25 protein-coding genes are annotated in these 23,916 nt (G+C 54.3%); 13 read left to right on the top strand and 12 right to left on the bottom strand.

Annotation, left to right across the window (positions count from 1 at the left end):
- Positions 1-52: 52 nt before the first annotated feature.
- The gene (rcnR, locus tag AC007G_RS26095; protein ID WP_032695861.1) at positions 53-325 is read right to left on the bottom strand and encodes a Ni(II)/Co(II)-binding transcriptional repressor RcnR; all 273 of its coding nucleotides are present in this window, start codon (positions 323-325) and stop codon (positions 53-55) included.
- A 120-nt stretch (positions 326-445) separates the two neighbouring features.
- Here rcnR and AC007G_RS26090 point away from each other — a divergent pair, with 120 nt between their 5' ends.
- Positions 446-1,561 (top strand): nickel/cobalt efflux protein RcnA, encoded by a 1,116-nt coding sequence (locus AC007G_RS26090; protein WP_064793092.1) that lies wholly within the window; start codon positions 446-448, stop codon positions 1,559-1,561.
- 414 nt (positions 1,562-1,975) lie between these two features.
- On the opposite strand, the gene ompW is transcribed toward AC007G_RS26090, so the two are convergent.
- Positions 1,976-2,611, bottom strand: a complete 636-nt coding sequence (ompW, locus tag AC007G_RS26085) for an outer membrane protein OmpW (RefSeq protein WP_032688142.1) — start codon at positions 2,609-2,611, stop codon at positions 1,976-1,978.
- 273 nt (positions 2,612-2,884) lie between these two features.
- Between ompW and AC007G_RS26080 the strand changes: the two genes are divergently transcribed.
- The 5 genes from AC007G_RS26080 (at position 2,885) to yciA (ending at position 7,803) form a co-directional block, all read left to right on the top strand.
- A complete protein-coding gene (locus AC007G_RS26080) occupies positions 2,885-3,298 on the top strand; it encodes a YkgJ family cysteine cluster protein (RefSeq protein WP_032688143.1) in 414 nt (137 codons plus the stop codon).
- A 25-nt stretch (positions 3,299-3,323) separates the two neighbouring features.
- The gene (locus tag AC007G_RS26075) at positions 3,324-4,067 is read left to right on the top strand and encodes a YciC family protein (protein ID WP_032700199.1); all 744 of its coding nucleotides are present in this window, start codon (positions 3,324-3,326) and stop codon (positions 4,065-4,067) included.
- A gap of 52 nt (positions 4,068-4,119) precedes the next feature.
- A complete protein-coding gene (locus AC007G_RS26070; RefSeq protein ID WP_004860967.1) occupies positions 4,120-4,659 on the top strand; it encodes a septation protein A in 540 nt (179 codons plus the stop codon).
- 462 nt (positions 4,660-5,121) lie between these two features.
- Complete coding sequence (locus AC007G_RS26065; RefSeq protein WP_479466726.1) at positions 5,122-7,305, top strand: TonB-dependent siderophore receptor; 2,184 nt, start codon at positions 5,122-5,124, stop codon at positions 7,303-7,305.
- 99 nt (positions 7,306-7,404) lie between these two features.
- The gene (yciA, locus tag AC007G_RS26060) at positions 7,405-7,803 is read left to right on the top strand and encodes an acyl-CoA thioester hydrolase YciA (RefSeq protein WP_004860955.1); all 399 of its coding nucleotides are present in this window, start codon (positions 7,405-7,407) and stop codon (positions 7,801-7,803) included.
- 27 nt (positions 7,804-7,830) lie between these two features.
- On the opposite strand, the gene AC007G_RS26055 is transcribed toward yciA, so the two are convergent.
- Entirely contained in the window at positions 7,831-8,367 is a 537-nt protein-coding gene (locus AC007G_RS26055) for a YniB family protein (protein WP_032695857.1), read from the bottom strand.
- A gap of 133 nt (positions 8,368-8,500) precedes the next feature.
- Between AC007G_RS26055 and hxpB the strand changes: the two genes are divergently transcribed.
- The 4 genes from hxpB to AC007G_RS26035 all read left to right on the top strand — a co-directional run bounded on the left by hxpB (position 8,501) and on the right by AC007G_RS26035 (position 12,281).
- Positions 8,501-9,202 carry a hexitol phosphatase HxpB gene (gene hxpB / locus AC007G_RS26050; protein WP_046852712.1) on the top strand — a complete coding sequence of 234 codons (702 nt, stop codon included), beginning with the start codon at positions 8,501-8,503 and terminating at the stop codon, positions 9,200-9,202.
- A 112-nt stretch (positions 9,203-9,314) separates the two neighbouring features.
- On the top strand, positions 9,315-10,076 hold the full coding sequence (gene kduD, locus AC007G_RS26045; protein WP_032688149.1) for a 2-dehydro-3-deoxy-D-gluconate 5-dehydrogenase KduD: 762 nt from the start codon (positions 9,315-9,317) through the stop codon (positions 10,074-10,076).
- Positions 10,077-10,167: 91 nt separating this feature from the next.
- On the top strand, positions 10,168-10,758 hold the full coding sequence (locus AC007G_RS26040; RefSeq protein ID WP_004860944.1) for a metal-dependent hydrolase: 591 nt from the start codon (positions 10,168-10,170) through the stop codon (positions 10,756-10,758).
- A 131-nt stretch (positions 10,759-10,889) separates the two neighbouring features.
- Positions 10,890-12,281, top strand: coding sequence for an L-cystine transporter (locus AC007G_RS26035; protein ID WP_032688150.1), 1,392 nt, complete (start codon positions 10,890-10,892; stop codon positions 12,279-12,281).
- Positions 12,282-12,346: 65 nt separating this feature from the next.
- Here the strand turns inward: AC007G_RS26035 and cedA are convergent, their stop codons facing one another.
- The gene (gene cedA, locus AC007G_RS26030; protein ID WP_004860939.1) at positions 12,347-12,586 is read right to left on the bottom strand and encodes a cell division activator CedA; all 240 of its coding nucleotides are present in this window, start codon (positions 12,584-12,586) and stop codon (positions 12,347-12,349) included.
- A gap of 205 nt (positions 12,587-12,791) precedes the next feature.
- On the opposite strand from cedA, the gene katE reads away from it, so the two are divergent.
- Positions 12,792-15,047, top strand: coding sequence for a catalase HPII (gene katE / locus AC007G_RS26025; protein WP_142630329.1), 2,256 nt, complete (start codon positions 12,792-12,794; stop codon positions 15,045-15,047).
- Positions 15,048-15,135: 88 nt separating this feature from the next.
- Here katE and chbG read toward each other — a convergent pair whose 3' ends face one another.
- The 7 genes from chbG to osmE all read right to left on the bottom strand — a co-directional run bounded on the left by chbG (position 15,136) and on the right by osmE (position 21,074).
- Positions 15,136-15,894 (bottom strand): chitin disaccharide deacetylase, encoded by a 759-nt coding sequence (gene chbG, locus AC007G_RS26020; RefSeq protein ID WP_032688153.1) that lies wholly within the window; start codon positions 15,892-15,894, stop codon positions 15,136-15,138.
- A gap of 11 nt (positions 15,895-15,905) precedes the next feature.
- Complete coding sequence (locus tag AC007G_RS26015) at positions 15,906-17,252, bottom strand: 6-phospho-beta-glucosidase (RefSeq protein ID WP_132467784.1); 1,347 nt, start codon at positions 17,250-17,252, stop codon at positions 15,906-15,908.
- A 102-nt stretch (positions 17,253-17,354) separates the two neighbouring features.
- Entirely contained in the window at positions 17,355-18,179 is an 825-nt protein-coding gene (gene chbR, locus AC007G_RS26010; RefSeq protein ID WP_004860924.1) for a transcriptional regulator ChbR, read from the bottom strand.
- A gap of 27 nt (positions 18,180-18,206) precedes the next feature.
- Entirely contained in the window at positions 18,207-18,554 is a 348-nt protein-coding gene (gene chbA / locus AC007G_RS26005; RefSeq protein ID WP_004860922.1) for a PTS N,N'-diacetylchitobiose transporter subunit IIA, read from the bottom strand.
- 52 nt (positions 18,555-18,606) lie between these two features.
- A complete protein-coding gene (chbC, locus tag AC007G_RS26000) occupies positions 18,607-19,965 on the bottom strand; it encodes a PTS N,N'-diacetylchitobiose transporter subunit IIC (RefSeq protein WP_032688158.1) in 1,359 nt (452 codons plus the stop codon).
- Between the two features lie 168 nt (positions 19,966-20,133).
- Positions 20,134-20,454 (bottom strand): PTS N,N'-diacetylchitobiose transporter subunit IIB, encoded by a 321-nt coding sequence (gene chbB / locus AC007G_RS25995; RefSeq protein WP_032688160.1) that lies wholly within the window; start codon positions 20,452-20,454, stop codon positions 20,134-20,136.
- Positions 20,455-20,735: 281 nt separating this feature from the next.
- Entirely contained in the window at positions 20,736-21,074 is a 339-nt protein-coding gene (gene osmE / locus AC007G_RS25990) for an osmotically-inducible lipoprotein OsmE (protein WP_032688164.1), read from the bottom strand.
- 229 nt (positions 21,075-21,303) lie between these two features.
- On the opposite strand from osmE, the gene nadE reads away from it, so the two are divergent.
- Together nadE and cho are read left to right on the top strand one after the other, a co-directional pair.
- Positions 21,304-22,131 (top strand): ammonia-dependent NAD(+) synthetase, encoded by an 828-nt coding sequence (nadE, locus tag AC007G_RS25985; protein WP_004860911.1) that lies wholly within the window; start codon positions 21,304-21,306, stop codon positions 22,129-22,131.
- Positions 22,132-22,244: 113 nt separating this feature from the next.
- A complete protein-coding gene (gene cho, locus AC007G_RS25980) occupies positions 22,245-23,111 on the top strand; it encodes an excinuclease Cho (protein ID WP_032688166.1) in 867 nt (288 codons plus the stop codon).
- Between the two features lie 81 nt (positions 23,112-23,192).
- Here cho and spy read toward each other — a convergent pair whose 3' ends face one another.
- Entirely contained in the window at positions 23,193-23,675 is a 483-nt protein-coding gene (gene spy, locus AC007G_RS25975; RefSeq protein WP_032688167.1) for an ATP-independent periplasmic protein-refolding chaperone Spy, read from the bottom strand.
- Positions 23,676-23,916: the final 241 nt, after the last annotated feature.

The following is a 23,916-nucleotide window of genomic DNA, read 5'->3' as shown; positions in this document are numbered from 1 at the left end:
ACATCTGCGGTTTCGTCACTCACGCCGGAAAAATCAGACTGCCACGGAGTTATCACTTAATATAGGAGTCCAGTACTTTCAAAATAACCTCCAGATCTTCTTCTCGCTTCGCCTCGTCCCCTTCATGAACAATGTGCTCGACCAGATGGCCTTTAATGACCTCACGCATTAATCCATTGACCGCCCCGCGTATTGCGGCGATCTGTTGAAGCACGGCGGCACATTCATGCGGTTCATCGAGCATTTTTTTCAGCGCAATGACCTGCCCCTGAATCTTGTTGGTGCGGGCTTTAAGCTTTTTTTGATCGCGGATGGTATGCGACATGCTGCAATCTCCCATGGAAAAGTCGTGGCTGATTCTACCATTACGATTCTACTGGGGGGTAGTATTTAGTACTGGGGGGGAGTAGAATCCAGACACCTTCCACGACCCAGAATTCGACTCATGACCGACTTTACAACACTACTTCAGCAAGGAAACGCCTGGTTCTTCATTCCAGGCGCGGTGCTTCTCGGCGCACTTCATGGGCTGGAGCCAGGACATTCAAAAACGATGATGGCGGCCTTCATCATTGCCATAAAAGGCACGGCCAGACAGGCTGCCATGCTCGGACTCGCGGCCACTCTTTCACACACCGCCATCGTCTGGCTGATTGCTTTTGGCGGAATGTATATCAGTAACCGTTTTACCGCCGAATCGGCTGAGCCGTGGCTGCAGTTGGTTTCTGCCATCATCATTCTCGGTACCGCCGTCTGGATGTTCTGCCGAACCTGGAAGGGAGAAAAAAACTGGCTGACCAGCCAGCAGGAAAGCGAGCGGCACCATCATGATGAATCAAGACTGATCGATACCGGTCATGGCGAAGTGGAACTGTCCATTTTTGAAGAGGGTCAGCCGCCGCACTGGCGCATACGTACGCTCAGCGGCAGAGAATGGGATGCCGGGACTGTTTCGTTAGTGACGCAGCGAGAATCGCCCGCTGGTACGCAGTCATTTGCTTTTGTCGATTGCGGTAGCTATCTGCAGTCAATATCCCCCATTCCGGAACCACATGATTTTCGCGTTCGCCTGTCGCTGGGACATCGCGGCCATGTCCATGATTACGACCTGGAATTTTGCGAGCATGAACATACGCACGATCATACGGAACTTGAAGGGCTGGATGTCGATTCCACAGCGTACCGGGATGCGCATGAGTTGGCCCACGCGCACGACATAGAAAAACGGTTCACCAATAAAGAGGTCACCAACGGGCAGATTTTACTCTTTGGCCTGACCGGCGGGTTAATCCCCTGTCCTGCGGCCATTACGGTAATGTTGATTTGTATCCAGATCAAAGCTCTGGCGCTGGGCGCAACGCTGGTGGTGAGTTTTAGTATTGGACTTGCCCTGACGCTGGTGACGGTGGGCGTGGGGGCTGCAATCGGCGTCCGTCAGGTCGCCAGACGCTGGGACGGTTTTCATACTCTTGCCCGCAGAGCCCCCTATTTTTCAAGCCTGCTGATTGCCGTCATGGGTCTCTATCTGGCTATCCACAGCGGGTTCGTCCTGCTGAGCTAATCCTGTTCATCTTGTTCCTCTTCTTCGCGCTGAGTATCAAGAAGAGGAACAGGCTGACTGACCATAACCCCGCGGATTAATAGCCGCCTTTATCCGCTCGATTCTCGCCTCTTTTCCGTATTTATCTGTTGTTTGCATGGTACCGTCCGTCACCTAAGTACAACCCGTTACCATCACACTCAACAGTCATGCAAAGCTGTATCTTTGCTCTCCTTGCATCCCTCGCGGCAAAATTCCCCGGACAGGCATCAGTTTTTAATTCATAAGCGATTATTAGACAAAATAACTGACCATTATCAGGGGCTCGCTTGTGCGAAGCGGCATAACGTCACAGGGGATAACTGAGAGGGTCCGGAGGAAATAAAAAACTGGTCATATCATGACCAGTTTTTTAGAAGGGGTTTGCAGAAGAACTCAGAACCGGTAGCCGGCAGAGAACATAAACACCCACGGATCGATGCGAGTACTGACTTTCTGGTCCACGCCGCCGGCTTTAAATTTCACATCGGTGTCGATATCCATGTACCACAGCGACATGTTCAGCAACCAGTCGCGGTTAATCAGGTAATCCAGCCCCACCTGACCTGCCGCTCCCCAGGAGTCTTTAAGACTCAGATCGCTCAACCCGGCATTTTTACCGGTGTCATTAAAGTCGGCATTAAAGAAGGTGGTGTAGTTAATACCTGCACCGATATACGGGCGTACTTTGCTCTGGGCATCGCCGAAATACCATTGCGCCATCAGCGTTGGCGGCAGCTGATTCACGGTGGCGATGGTCCCGGTCGGGCCAGTGCCAACCTTGTGACGGAATGGCGTGGCCGCCAGTAGTTCAACGCCGATGTTGTCCGTCGCCATATAGGTGAAGGTCAAGCCCAGCTGCGTGTTATTACTGACGTTAAACCCGCCCAGACTGCCTAACACGTTATCAGAACCTTCCGTCGGTCGAACGGTGGCCGAACCCGCACGAATAAAAAACTCTCCGGCTTCATGCGCCCAGACGCTGCCGGAAAGGGTACTCAAAATAATGCCAACCGCTGCTAACTTTTTCATATCCACTTCCTCATTATGGTTATTCAGCGCGGGCTAATATACCCATAACGAGTTACCTTTGATCCGTTCTCGATCACATAAAGTTGTGAGATTTAACATTTATTGATCCAGATTAATTTTTACTTTCATGGCGATACCAAAAAACTCACATTCACATCAATTTTCACTTTCCGGGCAGCGAAAAAATTTTTCCCCGCCCCTTGCCGCCTTCGATGCGTCTGGATAATTTATCTGCCGACAATCTGTGTTGATGCGTTTTTATCAGGTGTAATCATGAGTGAAATCAACCCGTGCATGACGTGCGGTGCCTGTTGTGCGTATTTTCGAGTCTCTTTCTACTGGGCGGAAGCCGACGATGCCGGCGGCGTTGTGCCGACGAAGCTTACCGAGCCGCTAACCCCTTTTCTGCGCTGCATGAGCGGCACCAACCAACGACAAAGCCGCTGCGCCGCCCTCAAGGGGGAAATCGGCGAATCGGTGCACTGCTCAATTTATCAGCACCGCCCCTCTCCCTGCCGCGAATTCGCCCAGTCCGGTGAAGGCGGCGAGGTAAACGAAGCCTGCAACCGGGCCCGCGCCCGCTACGGCCTGCCGCCGCTCATCCCTCTTTACAAAGATATACTTAGCCTGACAACGGCAGAGGCTGCTACCCACGAGGGATTTGCGGTACAATCGCCGGCTAGTTAACACCTGCAATACTCAAGGAGAGTGCATGTCTATCACGGCGAAGACCGTCTACCGTGACACGGGAAATTTTTTTCGTAATCAGTTTGTCACCATTTTACTGATTGCGTTGTTATGCGCGTTAATTACGGTAGTCCTTGGCCATGCTTTTTCACCCAGTGAAGAGCAGCTCTCGATTCTGAGCGAAGGGGATAATCTGGCGGGGAGCGCCGGGCTGTTTGAGCTGGTGCAAAACATGACCCCGGAGCAACAGCAGATCCTGCTGCGCGCCTCGGCCGCATCGACCTTCTCCGGTCTGGTGGGTAACGCCATTCTGGCCGGCGGCGTGCTGCTGATGATTCAGCTGGTCTCCGCCGGACAGCGGGTCAGCGCGCTGCGCGCTATCGGAGCTTCTGCGCCGGTACTGCCAAAGCTGCTGCTGCTGATCCTGTTCACCACCTTTGTGGTGCAGATGGGGATGATGCTGGTGCTGGTGCCGGGCGTGCTGCTCGCTATCGTGCTGGCTTTTGCCCCCATCATGCTGGTGCAGGATAAGCTGGGGATTTTTAACGCCATGCGCAGCAGTATGCGTCTGGTGTGGGCCAATATGCGTCTGGTCGCCCCGGCGGTGATTGGCTGGCTGCTGGCGAAAACGCTACTGCTGCTGTTTGCATCCAGCTTTGCGGTACTGACGCCGAACGTCGGCGCGGTGGTTATCAATACGATCAGCAATCTGATCTCTGCACTGTTGCTGATCTATTTGTTCCGCCTGTATATGCTTATCCGCAACTAAATTAACCTGGGCCGGGACTCTTCCGGCCCTATCTGAACGACGGGTCCGATGTATGAAGCAGTTTCTGGATTTTTTACCGCTGGTAGTCTTCTTCGCCTTCTACAAGCTCTACGATATCTACGCCGCAACCACCGCGCTGATTATCGCCACCGCTATCGTGCTGATCTATACCTGGGTACGCTATCGTAAAGTCGAAAAGATGGCGCTGATTACCTTTGTGCTGGTTGCTGTATTTGGCGGCCTGACCATTTTCTTCCATAATGATGAGTTTATAAAATGGAAGGTCACGGTCATCTACGCTCTGTTTGCCGGCGCTTTGCTGTTCAGCCAATGGGTGATGAAAAAGCCATTGATTCAACGCATGCTCGGCAAAGAGCTGACCCTGCCGCAGCAGGTCTGGTCGCGTCTGAATCTCGCCTGGGCGCTGTTTTTTATTCTCTGCGGTCTGGCCAATATCTATATCGCTTTCTGGTTGCCGCAGAATATCTGGGTCAACTTCAAGGTCTTCGGCCTGACGGCGCTGACGCTGGTCTTCACGCTGTTGAGCGGCGTGTACATCTATCGCCATATGCCGCAGGACGATAACCACTAATCAACGGCAAGCCGGGGGTATCGCTTTTGCCCCCGCTCTCCTTTGCGTTGCGTATTCCCCTCTCCTCGTTTTCAGCGCTTGCTCTTGAGACTCGCGTTATTTGCCGTTTTCCTGACCCGCGTCTTGCGTAGAAAACCGTTCAGTAAGCGCACTCACCTGTATCCGTCTGGCGGAACTGCGGCCTGGCATCAGCGGCAAACGTCCAGCGAGTCTGAGACGAAAGAAGACAAACACTGGCCCCGATAACCCACCCACTCTGCGCCTTATTCCCCGCGGCGCCGACAGCTATCTCCTGCAGCCGACGTCAATCCCGCCCGTTTATTCACCATTTCTGCCATAACCCGGGAAAATTGCGCCAATTGTGAGGATTTGATGAAGATTCATTTGCACACATTGAAATGATAATAATTATCATTGATATTCGCAGTCTCAATTTTTAACGCTTTGATATGGATATTTACAATGAGATCGCAGAACTATTATGCCATTACGCCCCTCGCGCTGGTATTTGCAGGCTTTCTGACGCCCGACGCCTTTGCTGACGAGGTTGAACGCGATACCGAAACTATGGTGGTACACAGCACGGCTGAAGAAGCACTCAAGCAGAAGCCGGGGGTATCTGTCATCACCGCTGAAGATATTGCCCGGGATCCCCCGGTTAACGACCTGTCGGAAATCATTCGTAAAATGCCCGGCGTCAATTTAACCGGCAACAGCGCCAGCGGCAGCCGGGGCAACAACCGGCAGATCGATATTCGCGGAATGGGGCCGGAGAACACCCTCATCCTGATCGATGGCGTACCGGTCACCTCCCGTAACTCGGTACGCTACAGCTGGCGCGGCGAACGTGATACCCGCGGGGATAGCAACTGGGTGCCACCGGAGATGGTCGAACGCATTGAAGTTCTGCGCGGCCCGGCAGCAGCCCGCTACGGATCCGGAGCCGCCGGCGGCGTGGTCAATATCATTACCAAACGCCCCACCAACGACTGGCATGGCTCGCTATCGTTTTATACCAACCAGCCGGAAAACAACAAAGAGGGGGCGACGAATCGCGCCAACTTTAGCCTCAATGGACCGCTGGCCGGCGATGCGTTGACCATGCGGCTGTACGGTAACATCAATAAAACGGATGCCGACGCCTGGGACATCAACCATGCGCAAAATGGTTCGTACGCCGCCGGTCGCGAAGGGGTGCGCAACAAGGACATCAACGCCCTGCTGTCATGGAAACTGACGCCGCAGCAGATTGTCGATTTTAACTACGCCTATAGCCGCCAGGGCAATATTTACGCCGGTGATACCCAATACAGTAACGGTAACCTCAGCCCCGATGGCCTGGTCAGCGAGCTGTATGGCCATGAAACCAACCGTCTGTATCGCCAGTCCTGGGGGCTGACCTATAACGGAATCTGGGACTGGGGCCAGTCCAAAGCCGGAGTCTATTACGAGAAAACCAATAACACTCGTCTGCAGGAAGGTTCTACCGGGCGCGTAGAAGGGATGATCAACAGCGATGAGTACGCCACCAGCCGCCTTGAATCCTGGCGTTCGACCGGCGAGCTGAATCTCCCCTTCCACTGGCTGGCCGACCAGACCCTGACCCTCGGGATGGAGTGGAACCGCGATGAACTCAACGACCCCGCCTCCATGCAGGCAACCAACGTCAGCGGCGAGACCATCCCGGGCACCTCAGGCGAGGCCTCCCAGCGCAGCACCACCAACAGCGCGACCCTCACCGGCCTCTACCTGGAAGATAATATTGAGGCGATGCCGGGCACCAATATCATCCCCGGACTGCGTTTTGACTACCACAATGAATTTGGCAGTAACTGGAGCCCGAGCCTGAACCTGGCGCAGGAGCTGGGCGAGATGTTCAAAGTCAAAGCCGGCATTGCACGTGTCTTCAAGGCCCCAAACCTGTACCAGTCCAGCGAAGGCTATCTGCTGTCGACCCGCGGCAACGGCTGCCCGAACACCATCAGCAACGGCAGCTGCTACCTGCTCGGCAACCCGGACCTCGATCCGGAAATCAGCATCAATAAAGAGCTCGGCCTTGAATTTAACCTCAACGGCTATAACGCGGGGGTAACGTGGTTCCGTAACGATTATAAAAACAAAATCGTCTCCGGTACCGATGTGCTGGGCTATACCTCGAGCGGCAACAATATTCTGCAATGGCAAAACGGCGGCAAAGCGGTCGTCGAAGGGCTGGAAGGCACCCTGCTCATCCCGATTGTGGCTGACACGCTGGACTGGCGAACCAATGCGACCTATATGATCAAATCGGAGAACAAAGATACCGGTAATCCGCTGTCGGTGATCCCGAAATATACGATTAACACCATGCTGGACTGGCAGGTCAACAGCAAGCTTTCGGCCAACGTCAACTGGACGATGTACGGCCGCCAGAAACCGCGTCAGTATGCGGAGATCCGCAACGAGACCGGCACGCTCGCCACGAATGAAGTCGGTGCCTATTCCGTTGTCGGTATCGGTGCGAACTACCAGCTGTTGAAAGATCTTCGCCTGAATGCCGGCATCAGTAACCTGTTCGATAAGCAAATTTATCGCGAAAACGCGGGCGCTTCGACCTATAACGAACCCGGTCGCGCCTATTACGCCGGCGTCACCCTCTCCTTCTGAATACCCACGCCCGCAGCCGCGGGCGTATTCCCCTGTTTTCTCCCTGCCATTTTCATAGTAGCATCGCGCTGATCTTCTTTGACCAGCACAGAGTACAGAATGACAACAACAGATCTCACCCCGAAGGGCGAAATGGTTTTACGCACCCTGGCTATGCCAGCGGACACGAACGCCAATGGCGATATTTTTGGCGGCTGGTTGATGTCGCAGATGGATATCGGCGGCGCGATTATGGCCAAAGAGATTGCGCAGGGTCGCGTGGTGACCGTGCGCGTTGACGGAATGACCTTTTTACGGCCGGTGGCCGTGGGTGACGTGGTGTGCTGCTACGCACGCTGCGTGAAACGCGGCAACACCTCTATCACCATCAACATCGAAGTGTGGGTGAAGAAAGTGTCGTCTGAGCCGATTGGCCAACGTTATAAAGCCACGGAAGCCCTGTTTATCTACGTGGCGGTCGACAATCAGGGTAAGCCGCGCGCGATACCTGGCGAATAAAAAGTGCCCGGCGTGCCGGGCCATTTTTTACAAAAATCCGAGCAGCGAGAAGAACACATAGCCAAGAACAATCATGATAACCGGCAGGATATACAGCGGGAAGTACTGCACCAGAATCGTATGGCGAGGTACCACGATACGCGCCGCAATTTGCTCACGGCTGAGCCCTTCCGGCCCCTTCGCCTGTTCAAGAATCAGCTGATCTTCAACTCCTTCACGCAGGAACCTGGCCTGACGGCTCATGCGCGCGCCTGACGCCTGCAGCGCCATGCCGACAAACACCAGGATATAGATAATCCAGAAGCCAATATTCAGGCTGTGTTTAAAATCCGGCAGCGGCGAGTTGTACCAGAAAAAGTTGAGGAACGGCGTATTGAAACGCATCATTTCAATCATGACGTGCGCAAAATCCATCAGTACCGCATCAATGCCCGGTTTTTTTTCGCTGTGTTCGTACATAAACTTCAGTACCGAAATCAGCGTTGAAATCACCGCGGGTATAAAAATAACCCACCCTAAAATACGTTTAAGCACTGCAATGCGTCCAGCTTGTTGATACGTCATGGATTCCCCTTGTTTAAGACGCCTTAATCACCGTCTAAGTCTACCCTCAGCGGCGAATTTCGCCCAATAATGCGCGGTATGATATACCATGAGGACCACTTCGTTATCTACTTGCGCTACAGGAGAAGGACTTATGTCAGCCAGGCGACAAATTCATGCCGCTATTTTCGATATGGATGGATTACTGATTGATTCCGAGCCGCTATGGGATCAGGCGGAGCTGGAGGTCATTAAAAGCCTCGGGGTCGATATCAGCCGCCGCGATGAGCTGCCCGATACGCTGGGACTGCGCATCGATTTAGTGGTGGATCTGTGGTTTGCCCAGCAGCCATGGAAAGGCGCGGATCGCGCTGAAGTCACCGCACGGATTATCAGCCGCGCGATTGAGCTGGTTGAAGCCTCCCGCCCTCTGTTACCCGGCGTACGAGAAGCCGTCGCCTTGTGTAAGGCACAAGGGTTGAAAGTGGGCCTGGCATCGGCCTCGCCGCTGCGAATGCTGGAAAAGGTCCTCACCATGTTCGAGCTGCGCGAGCAGTTTGACGCCCTTGCCTCCGCAGAATCACTGCCGTACAGCAAGCCCCATCCTCAGGTCTATCTCAACTGCGCCGCCAGTCTGGGCGTGGACCCGATGGCCTGCGTCGCGCTGGAGGATTCGGTCAACGGAATGATCGCCAGTAAGGCAGCCCGCATGCGCTCTATTGTCGTTCCGGCCGAGGAAAATCGCCACGATCCGCGTTTTGTGCTGGCAGACGTGAAGCTTACGACGCTGGAGTCACTCAGCGCCAGCGAGCTCTGCGGCCTGCTTTCCGACCAGCGATCGGCGCACAGCGGTTGAATCATCACAAAAATAAAACGATGTTTCATTTTTAATTGTTTTTCCGCTCAGCACCCTCTATGCTTGAAAAAACGGCGTGATTAAACGCATAAATCAGCAGACAGAGGTGCATATGGTACTTAACACCTTCGACCTGACGGGTAAGGTCGCCATCGTGACGGGATGTGACACCGGGTTGGGCCAGGGAATGACCCTGGCCCTTGCCCAGGCCGGCTGCGATATCGTCGGCGTCAATCGCAAGATCCCACATGAAACGGCCGAACAGGTCCTGGCGCTCGGGCGTCGATTCACCGCCATTCAGGCTGACCTCAGCCGCCAGGATGCCATCGCCGACATCGTCGCGCAAGCCGTCTCCGCCATGGGCCGGGTGGACATTCTGGTTAATAATGCCGGTACAATACGCCGCGCCGATGCGCTCACCTTTAGCGAAAAAGAGTGGGACGACGTCATCAATCTCAACCTCAAGTCGGTGTTCTTTTTATCGCAGGCGGTCGCCAGGCAGTTTATTCAGCAGGGCAGCGGCGGAAAGATCATTAACATCGCCTCCATGCTCTCGTTTCAGGGCGGGATTCGCGTCCCCTCGTATACGGCCTCAAAAAGCGGCGTGCTCGGTTTAACCCGCCTGATGGCCAACGAATGGGCCGGGCAGAATATCAACGTCAATGCCATCGCCCCCGGGTATATGGCCACCGATAATACCCGGCAGTTACGCGATGATGCCGATCGCAGTAAAGAGATCCTCGACCGTATCCCGGCCGGGCGCTGGGGCGTCCCGGATGATTTACAGGGCCCGGTCGTGTTCCTGGCGTCGTCGGCTGCGAATTACATCAATGGATATACGCTGGCGGTTGATGGCGGCTGGCTGGCACGTTAATAGTTTTGTGACAAAGAGTTACACCGTCACCTCTTTCACACACTGTATAAAAACCCTATACTGTATGAATTGACAGTTTAGGGTTTTTATCATGACGGCGGAAGGCCATCTCTTCTTTTCTATCGCCTGTGCGGTATTTGCGAAAAATGCGGAATTAACCCCCGTACTGGCACAGGGTGACTGGTGGCATATTGTTCCCTCAGCGGTACTGACCTGCCTGCTGCCGGATATCGATCATCCGAAGTCCTTTCTCGGGCAGCGGCTAAGCTGGATATCGAAGCCCGTCGCCCGCGCCTTTGGCCACCGCGGGTTCACCCATAGCCTGCTGGCGGTTTTTGGCGCTATCACGCTGTTTTATCTGAAAGTGCCGGAAAGCTGGTTCGTGCCCGCCGATGCCGTGCAGGGGCTGGTACTGGGCTATCTCAGCCATATTCTTGCCGATATGCTCACCCCGGCGGGGGTACCGCTGCTGTGGCCCTGCCGCTGGCGCTTCCGCCTGCCGATCCTCGCGCCGCGTAAAGGCAACCAGCTGGAGCGGGCGCTGTGTATGGCGCTGTTCGTTTATGCCGTATGGATGCCACAAACTTTCGCAGAGAACAGCGCCGTGCGCTGGTCTTCGGGGATGATTAATTCACTGCAGATCACCTTTAATCGTTTTATTAGTCACCAGACCGGACGATAAACAGGCAAAAGAATCAAAATAGTTATAAACCATTCCATTTGAATATAAGTAATGAATTCCTCTTCTGCTAACCTTGCGCCATTAGAGCTGGTAACAGACCAGCCGGATAAAAACCTATCAGGAGAACGGGGATGAATTTTCCATTAGTAGCGAACGTTATCGTGTTCGCGGTTTTGCTGTTTGCGCTGGGGCAAACCCGCCACAAACAGTGGAGCCTCGCCAAAAAAGTACTGCTCGGCCTCGTCATTGGCGTCGTGTTCGGCCTGGCGCTGCAGTTGATTTATGGTTCCGACAGCCAGGTGCTGAAAGACTCCATTCAATGGTTCAATATCGTCGGTAATGGCTATGTCCAGCTACTGCAGATGATCGTCATGCCGCTGGTTTTCGCTTCTATTCTCAGCGCCGTTGCTCGCCTGCATAATGCCTCACAGCTGGGAAAAATCAGTTTCCTGAGCATCGGTACCCTGCTGTTCACCACGCTGATTGCAGCGCTGGTCGGTGTGCTGGTGACCAACCTGTTCGGCCTGACGGCCGAAGGTCTGGTGCAGGGCAGCGCGGAAACCGCGCGCCTGAATGCGATTCAGAGCAACTATGTCGGTAAAGTCGCCGACCTGAGCGTACCGCAGCTGATCCTCTCTTTTGTACCGAAGAACCCGTTTGCCGACCTGACCGGTGCGAACCCGACCTCGATCATCAGCATCGTTATCTTCTCCGCCTTCCTCGGCGTCGCGGCGCTGAAGCTGCTGAAAGATGACGTTGAAAAGGGCCAGCGCGTCCTGACCGCCATCGACACTCTGCAGAGCTGGGTGATGAAGCTGGTACGTCTGGTCATGCAGTTAACGCCGTACGGCGTGCTGGCGCTGATGACCAAAGTGGTGGCCGGTTCCAATCTGCAGGACATCATCAAGCTCGGCAGCTTCGTGATTGCCTCCTACCTTGGCCTGGGCATTATGTTTGTGGTTCACGGTCTGCTGCTGGCCATTAACGGCGTGAGCCCGCTGAAATACTTCCGCAAGGTGTGGCCGGTACTGACCTTCGCCTTCACCAGCCGCTCCAGCGCCGCATCGATTCCGCTGAATGTCGAAGCGCAAACCCGCCGTCTGGGCGTACCGGAATCCATCGCCAGCTTCTCAGCCTCCTTTGGCGCGACTATCGGTCAAAACGGTTGTGCAGGTCTCTACCCGGCGATGCTGGCCGTCATGGTTGCCCCGACCGTCGGTATCAACCCGTTTGATCCGCTGTGGATCGCCACGCTGGTCGGCATCGTCACCGTAAGCTCCGCTGGGGTTGCGGGGGTCGGCGGCGGCGCAACGTTCGCAGCGCTGATCGTCCTGCCGGCCATGGGCCTGCCGGTGACGCTGGTAGCGCTGCTTATTTCCGTCGAACCGCTGATCGACATGGGCCGTACGGCATTGAACGTGAACGGCTCAATGACCGCCGGTACTCTGACCAGCCAATGGCTGCGCCAGACCGACAAAACGATTCTCGACAGCGAAGAAGACGCCGAGCTGGCGCATCGCTAAGCTAACGGGCACAAAAAAAACCGCAGATAGCTATCTGCGGTTTTTTTTTATTTCTCGCTACCCTTTCATGAGGTAATTTCGCCTTCCTGGCGCATCTGCATGGCCCAGCGCTGCGCCGCTTCCGGGACGCTAAACGCTGGCGAACGGCGGAAATGTTCACCCATCAGCACAAAGGCGACATACTTGCCGCGCAACAGCCACACATCGCGAAAACCGTCCATTTTGACGGCGTGTTCCGGAGGGGCGGGTTCCACCCGAGGCACGTAGCTAATGACAGGGCGGTTTTGTTGGCGAAGTGTTTTCATAACCAATAGATTCACTAAACAAAGCGGGAAACAGAAACGGCTATCATAGCCGATTGCCCTGCCTGTCGTCGCCCCTTACGTGTGTTCTGCCGCCGGGCGATAGTTTTCACGCCTCCAGGCGGCTCATCTGGTGAGATGTTCTATAGTTAGAAGGGTTTTGGTAGCGCAACGACCATTTTTCAGTAATGAAAACAGGAGACGAGCAATGTCTGATAAGAACCATAAACCACAAAACCACAAAGCGCCTCACGACGCCAGCGAAGCACAGCCCGGTCTGGATGCTCTGGCTCCGGATGATCAATCATGGCGCCCGACGCCGCATCCCACGGCGCCTGGGGAAGAACCCAGCGCACCGGGAAGCCTCAAAGCGCCCGATATCCACAGCAGCAAACTTGACGCGCTGGCGCAGCAGCGCAAAGACAGCGAAAACGTCCCCCTGACCACCAATCAGGGGGTACGTATTGCCGACGATCAGAATTCGCTCCGCGCGGGGAACCGGGGACCCACGCTGCTGGAAGACTTTATTCTGCGTGAAAAAATTACTCACTTTGACCATGAGCGGATCCCGGAGCGCATCGTCCATGCGCGCGGATCGGCGGCGCACGGCTATTTTCAACCCTACCGCAACCTGAGCGACGTCACGAAAGCCGATTTTCTCTGCGATCCCGCGAGGAAAACGCCGGTATTCGTACGCTTCTCTACCGTCCAGGGCGGCGCCGGCTCGGCCGATACGGTGCGCGATATTCGCGGCTTCGCCACCAAATTTTATACCGATGAAGGCATTTTTGACCTCGTCGGGAACAACACGCCGATCTTCTTCATCCAGGATGCGCTGAAATTCCCCGATTTCGTTCATGCCGTGAAGCCTGAACCGCACTGGGCTATCCCGCAGGGACAAAGCGCCCATGACACCTTCTGGGATTACGTCTCGCTGCAGCCGGAAACGTTACATAACGTGATGTGGGCGATGTCCGACCGCGGCATACCGCGCAGCTATCGCACTATGGAAGGATTTGGTATTCACACCTTCCGCCTGATCAATGCCGACGGTAAGGCCACCTTTGTCCGTTTTCACTGGAAACCGCTGGCCGGTAAAGCCTCTTTGCTCTGGGATGAGTCGCAAAAGCTGACCGGTCGGGATCCGGATTTCCATCGCCGCGATCTGTGGGAAGCGATAGAAGCCGGCGATTATCCGGAGTATGAGCTGGGTCTGCAGCTGATCCCGGAAGAGAATGAACAGGCGTTTGACTTCGATCTGCTGGATCCCACCAAGCTGATCCCCGAGGCGCTGGTTCCGGTACAGAGGGTCGGGAAAATGGTGCTTAACCGCAATCCGGATAACTTCTTCGCCGAAAACGAACAGGCGGCGTTCCACCCAGGCCATATCGTACCGGGGATAGATTTCAGCAACGACCCGTTACTGCAGGGCCGCCTTTTCTCGTATACCGATACGCAGATTAGCCGTCTGGGCGGGCCTAACTTCCATGAAATCCCGATTAACAAACCCACCTGCCCGTATCACAACTTCCAGCGTGACGGCATGCACCGGATGGATATTGATACCAACCCCGCCAACTACGAGCCAAACTCGATCAATGATAACTGGCCGCGCGAAACGCCACCGGCCCCTAAGCGCGGCGGTTTTGAGTCGTACGCCGAGCGCGTCGACGGTGAGAAAATTCGCCAGCGTAGCCCCTCGTTCGCCGAGTATTACGCCCACCCGCTGTTGTTCTGGCGCAGCCAGACGCCGGTTGAGCAGCAGCATATTATTGATGCCTTTAGCTTTGAGTTAAGCAAAGTGGTCCGGGTATGGATCCGCGAACGGGTGGTTGACCAGCTGGCGCACATCGATATCCCGCTGGCGCAGGCCGTTGGCAAAAATTTAGGCATCACGCTCAGCGACGAGCAGTGCAAGATCACGCCGCCGCCGGACGTTAACGGGGTGAAAAAGGATCCCAGCCTGAGCCTGTATTCTATCCCCGGCGGGGAGATCAAGGGCCGCGTCGTCGCCGTGTTGCTCAACGATCGCCCGGTAGCGCAGGATGTGCTGACCCTGCTGCAATCCCTGAAGGCGAAAGGGGTTCATGCGCGACTGCTTTATTCACGGATGGGGGAAGTGATTGCCGATGACGGCACGCGGCTGCCCATCGCCGGGACCTTTAGCGGTTCGCCGTCGCTGACGGTCGATGCGGTCATCGTCCCGGGCGGCGACTTGTCCCTTCTCAGCAACAGCGGGGAGCTGCATTACTACCTGCTGGAGGCCTATAAGCATTTAAAACCGATCGTGCTGGCGGGCGACGGACGCCAGTTTAAGGCCCTGCTGCAGGTCGCCAGTCAGGGGGAGGAAGGCGTTGTCGAGACGGACGCCATTGACGCTCCGGCGATGGATACGCTGTTCGCGCTGATGGCGGCGCATCGGGTATGGTCGCGCGCCGGTAAAACGGCGACTATTCCGGCCTGACAGAAAAGGACCGCGCGGGATCCCGCTCGCCGGATGTCCGGTGAACGGGCGCAATCAGGGGAAGCCGGGCGCTTCCCCTCCACCCGCGTTAAACGTCGCGGTAGGTCCCTAAACGGTACCCGCGTTCGGCAACCGCATACTTGAGTGAGGCCGAGGTCAGCACCTCCAGCTCTGCCAGCCGCGGGTAACAATAGGCGCTGCCCATGATGGTGTTATCAACAAACGCCGGGTGGCACATTACTTCCAGAGACGATTCGCCCCGCTGGATAGAGGCATCCAGAGTTTGTAAAAACAGCGCCTCCGAGATGGCCTCGCCGTAGAACTCACTGGCAAAACCGTCGCTGCTGCGCGCAGCATCCTGCGCCAGTTTGTCACGCTGAGCGAGCTGACGGTCAATACGCAGTGCCACCCCCTTCTCGCGCGCAAATGCGGCAACAATGGGATAAATCCGGGCGATCATATGCACATGGTGATGGCTGTCGATATGCGTCGGCTCGCAGCCAAACAGCTCGATAAACCGACGATACTGACACTCCAGCTCATGCGCGATTTCATCCAGCGGCAGGCTATCCTCTTCCGCCATTTGCCAAATCCACTTCCCCAGGCGCCCCTCGCGGGTCAGCCCCGGCATCGCCGACAAGGGTTCCCCCAGAGTCAGGACAAAATGCATCCCGACCCCCAGCTCCGGCACGCAGCGGCTCAGCTGGGCCGCGTGGCTAATCGCCGCCCCGTTAACCAGCGCCGTTGTTGAGGTGACCAGGCCATTTTTACAGGCTTCAATAATGCCGTAGTTCTGACCTTTGCTCAGGCCAAAATCGTCGGCATTAACGATTAACACGCGTTCCATCAGCTCTCCCGTTACGCTTTCAGTTTCTCGATTGTCGCGGCAAAGTTGGGCAGCCACTTTTCGTGCGCGAGGATCATTTCGCGCGCCAGCTGCTCAGCATCGCGGTCAGAGTGAATCAGCGGGCTCAAATTGAGCGCCAGCAACACATCGTCCAGCTCACCGCTCATCGCCGCCTGGCTGGCCGCCACTTCGAAGCCTTTGATGGTATAAATCAGCCCCAGCACTTTCTCATCAAAATGGGTGATGCGCGGTGTCGGCGTTGCCCCTTCGCGCCCCAACGTACAGGTCATTTCCACCGCCCAGTCCGCGGGGATGTTATCAATATGGCCATGATGCGGAATGTTAACGTAGTGCTCGGCCTGCTTGTCATTGTAGATAGCATTGATCACTTCACAGGCCGCATCGGAGTAATAGGCGCCGCCGCGCTGCTCCAGCTCTTTTGGTTTCACCTTCAGATCCGGGTTTTTATACAGCTCAAACAGCTGTTTTTCTACCTTCTGCACCACCTGGGCGCGCGCGCCGCCTTTGTAATACTCGCCCATTTCGATGGCCAGCATCTCTTTAGGTTTAAAGTAGTAGAGCAGATAGGAGCACGGAATCAGGCGCAGCGAGCGGATCAGCCCTTCGCTGAACGGTAAATCGAAGATATTTTTCACCGAGTTGGCGCTCAGGGTACCGGAGGCAACGCCATCGAGCAGTTCGTCGAAGCGCGATTTGCCATTCACCAGCACATCGCGAACGAACACCAGGTGATTGAGACCAAACAGATCGATATGCAGTTCATCTTCCGGGGTCAGCTGCAACACATCGGTGATAAACATTTTCATGCCGATCGGAATATTACACACGCCGATAAAGCGCTTAAAGTTGGTGTGGCGATACACCGCCTCGGTAACCATCCCCGCCGGGTTGGTAAAGTTGATGATCCAGGCATCCGGGCAGATCTCCTGTACATCCTTCACGATATCAAAAATCACCGGAATGGTACGCAGACCTTTAAACAGACCGCCGGCGCCGTTAGTCTCCTGACCGAGATAGCCGTGACTGAGCGGAATACGTTCATCTTTTTCACGCGCCTTCAGCTGGCCAACCCGCAGCTGCGTGGTGACGAAATGAGCCCCTTCCAGCGCGGCGCGGCGATCCAGCGTTTTGTAGACTTTCATCGGCACGCCCGCTTTTTCCACCATACGCTGGCACAGCGCATGGATAATATCGAGTTTCTCCTGCCCTTCTTCTACATCAACCAGCCACAATTCTGTTACCGGCAGTTCGTGATACCGTTTGATAAACCCTTCCAGTAATTCCGGGGTATAGCTGCTGCCGCCGCCGATAGTGACAATTTTTAATTTCTGGCTCATTATATTCTCCCTTGGGGCACTACGAATTGTACGTAGCCCACCCTCCGCCTGGAGACGGAAAGTTAAATTGAATATGTCCTGGCGCGGAACACTCCGCTCCGGTTAATTAATGCTGGTCAGTTGTTTTCGGTAATTGCTTGGCGTAAACGAAGTCAGCTTCTTGAATGTTTTAATAAACAGACTTGGGCTACTGTACCCCGATTCGTAAGCAATATCGGTTACCGAGTAGTTGGTGATTTCCAGCTGTTTCTTGGCGAAATTGATGCGAATATCATTAATAATCTGCATCGGCGTTTTACCATAATAGCGTTGGGTTGCCCGGGTTAAATATTCCTGCGTTTTCCCGGAGAGCGCGACCATATTCTCCAGCGCGCCTTCGCCAAACTTCAGCTTATCGTGCATATCTTCGACGGTATTTTTCAGCCATTGCGGAATGACATCCTGCACCGGCTCCTCGCGATAATGCCGTAAACGGTTAATGGTATAAAACGAGACCAGCTCAATAAATTCGTCAAACTCAGTTTCGCGAAAGTTCAGCGAAGCGATAACCGACTCGATGTAGCTGAGAAAGGTACTTTTTACCGCGTAGACCTGCGAAGCAACCAGACCAAACGGCAGCAGCGGCAGATAGTGTTTCTCAAAGAAACTTTTGCTGATGCCGACGTTAAGGATGCGAGTCGCGCCAAAAGCATAAAAACTCTGGTGGTGCGACCCCATCGGGATAAAGACAAAGTCCCCGCGCTCCAGCAACACCCGTTTGCCATTGATTTCCTGATAATAGCGCCCGGTTAAAACGATGGTGTACTCGTAATAATCATGCTGGTGAAGCCCGCTTACGCTCTCCGTTTTGTTGTAGATAACCACATGAAAATTTTTCCCGTTGAAAAGCTGTTGTTCCCGTGCGGTACTGATTTCGGTGGTTATCATCTTTGGCTGCCTCATCGTGTTGATGGCCTATTGTACCTTCTCATGCAGCTCAATCAATTCGGCAACCAGCTCACGCGCCAGCATTGAGGTCATCAGATGATCCTGCGCATGAACCAGTACCAGACTGACCTTCATTTTGCCTTCGCCTTCATCGCTTTCAATGAGCTGCGTCTGCACGCGATGCGCTTCGCTGAGCGCCATTCGCGACTGCTCCATCATGTTTTTAGCGGCGGCGAAATCTCCCTGCTTGGCCTGCTTAAGTGCAGCATATGCCAGGCTACGGGCCTGTCCGGAGTTGATAATCAGCCCCATCACCACCTCTTCGAGGTCATTCTCAGGTGCGTCAACCGCTTCGATATTGTCCAGATCAAACATAGTATTTCCTCATTTCTCAGGCGGTACGGGAAAGCTCCCGTACCGCTCGACATCAGAATTTCAGCGCGTTAGCGATATCTTCTTCGCTTTCCTGCTCTTCAATAACCGCCTGTGCCTTATTGGAGACCGCGACGAACGGCAGGTAAACCAGCACCGACACACACAGGTTGAACAGCGCCACGCAAAGTGCGGCGATACTCCCGTTACTGTTAAAGAACGCCCCGAGGCCGGTAGGCATGGTCCACGGCGCCAGGTTGGTCACCGGCGGGATAATCCCCATCGAGTAAGCAGCCAGCGTAATCGCCGCCAGAATCGGCTGAATCAGGACGAACGGGATAAACATCACCGGGTTCATGATAATCGGCAGACCAAACAGAATCGGCTCGTTAATCTGGAAGATGCCTGATGGCAGCGCCAGTTTCGCCACCTGGCGGTGATCTGCGCGGCGTGAGCCGATGAAGATGGCGATAATCAGACCCAGCGTGGCCCCGGACCCCCCCAGCAGGATATAGGAGTCGAGCATCGGCTTGGCCCAGAAGTGGAACTCTTTGCCCGCAGCGATAGCGGCTTCAACGGAACCGTACTGGTTGTACAGCGCGATGTTTTCCAGCGCCCACGGGGTCATGATGCCGTTGTCCAGTGCGGTCAGCGCCAGAGACCCGTGTACGCCGAAGAACCACAGCAGGGAGTTAAAGATAACGTAGGCCCAGCCCACCACGCTGCCCATCGACGCCAGCGGTCTGGAGATGGAGTCCATGATGATCTGGTGGAAGTTGCTGCCATGGTTGGCCAACAGCCAGGAGATAATGCCGAATACGGAGAGGATCAGGAAGCCCGGGATCAGCGCTGAGAATGAGCGTGATACCGAGGACGGTACGCTGTCCGGCAGGGTAATAACCCAGTTGCGACGGATAACAAAGGTGAACATTTCCGCCACCAGCAGGCCAATAATCATGCCCGAGATAATGTTTGCCCCACCCAGCCAGTTTGCGCCGACCGCATAGGCCTCGCCCACGCTGTAAGGTGTAACGGTCATAAAGGCAGCGACCGATAACAGCCCCGCAGCCAGCGGATCGACTTTACGCTCTTCAGCCAGTGCCATGCCAATAAAGAACGGCGCCATCAGCGACATTATCCCTAACGTCCCGTTATAAACGTTGCCGCCGATAGCCTTAAAGCCATTTAACGTTTCAATGGTCGAACCATCCAGGCGAATACCCATTGAATAGAAGAAAGACCCCTCACCAAAGCTCAGAAAAACGTTGTTGATTAATACGAACATGGCCCCCGCGAGGGTCAGCGGCATTAATTTAATAAAGCCGTTTTTAATCGCATTAATGTGCGGTTGCTTTCCTATTTTAACTGCAAAAGGAAGGAGTACCTTTTCAAGCGAGTCAATCACTTTACTCATAGCAAATACCCTTAAAAGCCGTAATCGAATCATTACGGCATAGATGTATGAAATTACTCTTTGACGGGAAAATAAACTCTCACCTTTCGCTATGCCGAAAATCAGATAATGCTTTAGCGCACTGTTGACTCAGCGAAAACAAAAAAGATATTGAGTTTTAAAATTAAATTATTGTGCAGCAGCTTTCTTAATGGCCGCAACGGCCGCTTTTAGTACACCTAACCCATCGACTTTGCCATAAAGCACAGAGTCGATAACTTCCACCGGCTTATTCGACAACAGCCGCTGAATTTCCGGAAGCATATACGCAATTTGTGGACCTAATAATACGACATCGGCTTCAGGGCCTTTTTCTCCAGCAAGTGTCTCAGGATAGGCCTCAATGATGACCGGCACTTCATATTTTTCCGCCTGTGCACGCATTTTAGAGACCAGCAGTGAAGTAGACATTCCAGCCGAGCAAAACAAATAGATGTGTTTCTTTTCCATGAGCGCTTCCTCAATTTGTGAGACCTGGCGGCTTCAGTAGCACCTTCTGTCTGAAAGCCGGCGAAGACAGGTAATCATTCAATTAGTATTGTTTATGCATTGAGTATACGGCATCGTGCGGGGCCTGGATAATTCCTGGTTAATCAAAATTGTCTCTCATTGACCTCGTGTTTTGACTACCTTCACATTTCCCCCAAATAATTCGCGCAATTAAATAAGCATTAGCCATCATAAAAAAACCCGACCAATGGTCGGGCTTTCGTAGATCTCAGCATGTTGCATTACTTGCTGTTGCGCGGGTCGGTATCGTACTCCGCACAGGTCTGGTAGCCGGAGTTCATGACGCGACCGGTATCGTCGAGGGCAACAAAGTAGGTCTCCAGTTTACCATCTCGTTGACCCAGGATATAGGTCTGACAGGTTCCGCGTGCGTGGATCATGGTGACCTCAGAAGAGGGTTTACCGGCAATCTGTAAAACCTGTGACCGGGTCATCCCTTTTTTGACATCTTTGACGACCGGTTGAGTGAACTGATCGGCGGTACGATCGTAAGCCGTACAACCTGCCAGCATGGTCAAAACTGCTGCTGCGCCCAGAAATCCTGATAAATTCTTGTTCATATTGCGTCCTCTTTTATTCTGCGTGTTAATAAGCCTGGAATAAATACCGTTATTTTTCAAGCCGAAGGTACAAAAGGGGCAAATTTAAGCTCTTTCTAATAAAAAAATCCTATGTCATTGATTGCTTTCTTTTGCACCACTCAATTCTGTGATCCTTGTCGTTTTCCCGGCAAAGAGGTAGCTTTAACCCCTACTGGCAGCCAAACAGATTCACTTTCCGGAGGGCGCGATGACGCTACAACAAGAAATTATTCAGGCGCTGGGTGCAAAGCCCCAGATCGATGCTGAGGGTGAAATTCGCCGCAGCGTGGACTTTTTGAAGTCGTACTTGCAGACCTACCCTTTTATTAAGTCACTGGTTCTGGGAATCAGCGGCGGCCAGGATTCAACCCTGACAGGCAAACTTTGTCAGCAGGCGATCAATGAACTGCGTGCCGAAACCGGCGATGAAAAGCTGCAGTTTATTGCCGTACGCCTGCCTTACGGCGTCCAGGCGGATGAGCAGGATTGCCAGGATGCGATCGCCTTCATCCAGCCGGATCGGGTGCTGACGGTGAATATTAAAGGTGCCGTACTGGCCAGCGAGCAGGCATTGCGGGAAGCCGGTATTGAGCTCAGCGACTTTGTTCGCGGCAATGAGAAAGCCCGTGAACGCATGAAAGCGCAGTACAGTATTGCCGGGATGACCCACGGCGTGGTGGTAGGCACTGACCATGCGGCTGAGGCGATTACCGGCTTCTTTACCAAGTACGGTGACGGCGGTACGGATATCAACCCTATCTTCCGTCTCAATAAGCGCCAGGGTAAGCAGCTGCTGGCGCTGCTGGGCTGCCCGGAGCATCTGTATAAGAAACTGCCGACCGCCGACCTGGAAGACGACCGCCCGTCTCTGCCGGATGAAGCTGCGCTGGGCGTGACCTACGACAATATTGATGACTATCTGGAAGGCAAAACGCTGGATGCGAGCATCGCCAGAATTATTGAAGGCTGGTATCTGAAAACCGAGCATAAGCGCCGGACGCCGATCACCGTTTTCGATGACTTCTGGAAAAAATAACGCATTCGCCGCATTTCTCTGACCCCGGCCCTCGCCGGGGTTATTTTTTGCACTTTTCGCTACCTGAACGCCCTGCTATACTGGATAAATAACCAGCATCAGGAGCCCGTGTAGTGAGAAGGCAATCTGCCCCGCGTCTGGAATTCGACGCCGCGGCTATCTATGAATATCCCGAACATCTGCGTCCGTGGGTGGAGGCACTGCCTAATCTGCCGGGCGTTTATCTGTTTCACGGCGAAAGCGATACACTCCCGCTGTATATCGGTAAGAGCGTGAATCTCCGCAGCCGGGTGCTGTCGCATCTGCGTGCCCCTGAAGAGGCGGCCATGCTGCGTCAGGCGCGAAGCATCAGCTGGCAGCGTACCGCGGGAGAGCTGGGGGCGCTGCTGCTGGAGGCGCAGCTAATTAAAGAGCGCCAGCCGCTGTTTAATAAGCGCCTGCGGCGTAATAAGCAGCTCTGCTCGTTGCTGTTGGAAGACGCACGCCCGCAGGTGGTGTACGCCCGTGAGGTGGATTTCTCCCGCCAGAATCATCTGTATGGCCTGTTCGCGAACCGGCGGGCGGCGCTGCAGGCGCTGAAAACCCTCGCTGACGAGCATCATCTTTGCTACGGGCTGCTGGGACTGGAGACGCTCACTGCGGGGCGCGCCTGTTTCCGGCACGCGCTGGGGCGCTGCGCCGGCGCCTGCTGTGGCCGGGAAAGTCTTACCGCGCATCATGAAAGACTCCGCGCCCGGATGGCGCAGCTGCAGCTGGTGTGCTGGCCGTGGCCTGGGGCCGTCGCGCTGGAAGAGAAAGGCCCGGACCTCACCCACTATCACGTCATTCATAACTGGCTGTGGCTGGGATCGGTCGAGACGCTGGAGCAGGCGGAGACCTTAACGCGCCAGCCGGCCGGTTTTGATCATGACGGCTATAAAATTCTCTGCAAACCGCTGCTGAGCGGCCGTTTTACGCTGCATCCGCTCTCCCCTCGCTAGCACAAAAAAAACCGCCGGTCCTGCCCAATGCCTGACGGCGTATGTTGGGCAAGACCGGCGGTCTTCATTCAAAGCGCTGAGTTATTCAGCTGGTGCAGGCATTTTACCTTCTGGCGCTTTGCGATCTGTCAGATGCTTCTCAAAATTCGCATTGAACTGTTTTTTCTGTTCCGGCGTCAGAATGTTGTAAATCTTGTTCTGGGTTTCCATACGGGAAAGCGCCATCGCTTTATGCTGCGCTTCCATTTTATCGATCTGCGCTTCCGCTTTCGCTTTATCGAAGGTATCGCTGGCGATCAGCTCATGCATCGCGCGGCGTTCGTCGAGGGACGGACGTTTCATGTTTTCACGCTGGCCCTTCATGATGTCGCGGATCTGCTGTTTTTGCGCATCGGTCAGGTTCAGCCCTTTGAACATCATTTCGTGCTGGCCGCCATGCATTCCTTTATGGTGCATCATCGGTTTGCTTTCGGTCTGAGTCGCGGTGGTATCAGCAGCGTGAGCCAGGTTAGCCGCACCCAGAGCCAGTGTAGAGGCAACAAACAGAGCAGTAATCTTCTTCATATCCAGTCCTTACTTTAAGTTATTCTTACGGCGTGTTGCCGTGTTGACGAGATAAACTTTACGACGTTTATCGTCAATTAGTCAGAGCAAGAGTAAAACAATGAAAGTGTAAAAAACATTTTCTCACCAATTGTGGAGAAAATAAGGAAATTAAGGAGAGAATTGCAACAGAAAATATATAACGTATTGTTTTTGATTGGTTTTGATGGATTATAAAGCAGCAAAGATTAAAAACAAAGCA

This window comes from Klebsiella sp. CSG-1 (genome assembly GCF_056521145.1).
This window is presented reverse-complemented; position numbering and strand designations above follow the sequence as displayed.

Coding starts and splice junctions, on each gene's coding strand:
- AC007G_RS26015 (WP_132467784.1), bottom strand. CDS start 17,252: ATGAGCCAGAAATTAAAAATTGTCACTATCGGCGGCGGCAGCAGCTAT.
- chbG (WP_032688153.1), bottom strand. CDS start 15,894: ATGGAACGCGTGTTAATCGTTAATGCCGACGATTTTGGCCTGAGCAAA.
- kduD (WP_032688149.1), top strand. CDS start 9,315: ATGGTACTTAACACCTTCGACCTGACGGGTAAGGTCGCCATCGTGACG.
- cedA (WP_004860939.1), bottom strand. CDS start 12,586: ATGAAAACACTTCGCCAACAAAACCGCCCTGTCATTAGCTACGTGCCT.
- AC007G_RS26090 (WP_064793092.1), top strand. CDS start 446: ATGACCGACTTTACAACACTACTTCAGCAAGGAAACGCCTGGTTCTTC.
- nadE (WP_004860911.1), top strand. CDS start 21,304: ATGACGCTACAACAAGAAATTATTCAGGCGCTGGGTGCAAAGCCCCAG.
- yciA (WP_004860955.1), top strand. CDS start 7,405: ATGACAACAACAGATCTCACCCCGAAGGGCGAAATGGTTTTACGCACC.
- AC007G_RS26065 (WP_479466726.1), top strand. CDS start 5,122: ATGAGATCGCAGAACTATTATGCCATTACGCCCCTCGCGCTGGTATTT.
- rcnR (WP_032695861.1), bottom strand. CDS start 325: ATGTCGCATACCATCCGCGATCAAAAAAAGCTTAAAGCCCGCACCAAC.
- AC007G_RS26040 (WP_004860944.1), top strand. CDS start 10,168: ATGACGGCGGAAGGCCATCTCTTCTTTTCTATCGCCTGTGCGGTATTT.
- AC007G_RS26080 (WP_032688143.1), top strand. CDS start 2,885: ATGAGTGAAATCAACCCGTGCATGACGTGCGGTGCCTGTTGTGCGTAT.
- hxpB (WP_046852712.1), top strand. CDS start 8,501: ATGTCAGCCAGGCGACAAATTCATGCCGCTATTTTCGATATGGATGGA.
- osmE (WP_032688164.1), bottom strand. CDS start 21,074: ATGAACAAGAATTTATCAGGATTTCTGGGCGCAGCAGCAGTTTTGACC.
- chbR (WP_004860924.1), bottom strand. CDS start 18,179: ATGATAACCACCGAAATCAGTACCGCACGGGAACAACAGCTTTTCAAC.
- chbB (WP_032688160.1), bottom strand. CDS start 20,454: ATGGAAAAGAAACACATCTATTTGTTTTGCTCGGCTGGAATGTCTACT.
- ompW (WP_032688142.1), bottom strand. CDS start 2,611: ATGAAAAAGTTAGCAGCGGTTGGCATTATTTTGAGTACCCTTTCCGGC.
- spy (WP_032688167.1), bottom strand. CDS start 23,675: ATGAAGAAGATTACTGCTCTGTTTGTTGCCTCTACACTGGCTCTGGGT.
- katE (WP_142630329.1), top strand. CDS start 12,792: ATGTCTGATAAGAACCATAAACCACAAAACCACAAAGCGCCTCACGAC.
- AC007G_RS26070 (WP_004860967.1), top strand. CDS start 4,120: ATGAAGCAGTTTCTGGATTTTTTACCGCTGGTAGTCTTCTTCGCCTTC.
- AC007G_RS26035 (WP_032688150.1), top strand. CDS start 10,890: ATGAATTTTCCATTAGTAGCGAACGTTATCGTGTTCGCGGTTTTGCTG.
- chbC (WP_032688158.1), bottom strand. CDS start 19,965: ATGAGTAAAGTGATTGACTCGCTTGAAAAGGTACTCCTTCCTTTTGCA.
- AC007G_RS26075 (WP_032700199.1), top strand. CDS start 3,324: ATGTCTATCACGGCGAAGACCGTCTACCGTGACACGGGAAATTTTTTT.
- chbA (WP_004860922.1), bottom strand. CDS start 18,554: ATGTTTGATCTGGACAATATCGAAGCGGTTGACGCACCTGAGAATGAC.
- AC007G_RS26055 (WP_032695857.1), bottom strand. CDS start 8,367: ATGACGTATCAACAAGCTGGACGCATTGCAGTGCTTAAACGTATTTTA.